At 54.4% G+C, this 1,195-nt stretch carries 2 protein-coding genes; both read left to right on the forward strand.

Annotation, left to right across the window (positions count from 1 at the left end; translation table 11 throughout):
• Positions 1-39 precede the first annotated feature (39 nt).
• Positions 40-525: a helix-turn-helix domain-containing protein gene (locus BW940_RS22040; protein ID WP_076611047.1), complete on the forward strand. Its 486-nt coding sequence runs from the start codon at positions 40-42 to the stop codon at positions 523-525.
• Positions 503-1,186 carry an IS630 family transposase gene (locus tag BW940_RS22045; RefSeq protein ID WP_235847884.1) on the forward strand — a complete coding sequence of 228 codons (684 nt, stop codon included), beginning with the start codon at positions 503-505 and terminating at the stop codon, positions 1,184-1,186. The genes BW940_RS22040 and BW940_RS22045 overlap by 23 nt, the downstream gene beginning before the upstream one ends.
• Positions 1,187-1,195 lie beyond the last annotated feature (9 nt).

The raw sequence follows: 1,195 nt of genomic DNA on the forward strand, positions 1-1,195 counted from the left end.
AACGTCTAACGTATCTTCTCTGAGCGCGTCTCTTACCAAATGGGAGCGAAGAAGTACATTGTTGAGCTCAGCGACGAAGATCGCAAGACGCTCGAATGGTTCACGTCCGCCGGTGAACAGAGGGCGCAAGCCAACACACGCGCACGTATCCTTCTGAAAGCTGACGACGGGCTCACTGATGCGACAATCAGTGAGCACGTCGGCTGTCACCCCCAAACCGTCCACAACACACGCAAAGACTACACTGAACGAGGGATTGCGGCGATTCATCGCCGCAAACCCGACCGTGAATACGAACGCAAGCTTGACGGAAACGCCGAAGCCCACCTCATCAAACTCGCCTGCAGCGAACCACCAGAAGGACACTCTCGGTGGACACTACACCTCCTTGCCGACGAACTCGTTACCCTTGACGAGATCGACTTCGAGTCGATCTCTCACGAGGCCGTCCGACAGCGGTTAAAAAAACGCCCTGAAACCTCATCTCTCCAGCTACTGGGAGATACCTCCAGAACAGGACGCTGACTTCGTCTACTACATGGAAGATGTTCTCAATCTCTACCACGAACCGTACGACGAAACCCGTCCAGTCATCTGTTTTGACGAATCTAGCAAGGCTCTACGAGGACACGAACGCGACCCGCTCCCGGCCCGACCGGGAGCGGTCGCCCGATCCGATCACCGCTACAAACGCAATGGGAAACAACGAATACATCTCTCGACAGAGCCGCTAACTGGCTGGGTAAACGTCGAAATCACCGAGAAGAGGCGAACAATAGAATGGATCGACCGAATGGTCGAACTCGCAGATGTTCACTACCCGGATGCGGACTGCATCCGGGTTGTGATGGATCAGCTCAACACACACAAGCCTGCTGCCTTCTATCAGTTTTTCCCGCCGGAGTATGCTCAAGCGTATCTTGATCGGTTCGAGTTTCATTACACGCCCAAGAGAGGAAGTTGGCTGAATATGGCCGAAATCGAGATAGGCGTCCTCAAACGACAGTGTCTCGATCGGCGAATCTACCACGCAGCGACCCTCCGAGCGGAGGTCGCTGCGTGGCAGAGGCGTCGAAACACGACCAATCGTCCCATTGACTGGCAGTTTACTACTGACGATGCCCGGATCAAACTACGCCAACTCTACCCAATTGAGACCGAAGAGGATCTACAGATTCACGCTTGAAGCTACACT

Origin of the sequence: Natronorubrum thiooxidans (assembly GCF_900156475.1) — an archaeon.
Taxonomy (GTDB): domain Archaea; phylum Halobacteriota; class Halobacteria; order Halobacteriales; family Natrialbaceae; genus Natronorubrum; species Natronorubrum thiooxidans.

Coding starts and splice junctions, on each gene's coding strand:
- BW940_RS22040 (WP_076611047.1), top strand. CDS start 40: ATGGGAGCGAAGAAGTACATTGTTGAGCTCAGCGACGAAGATCGCAAG.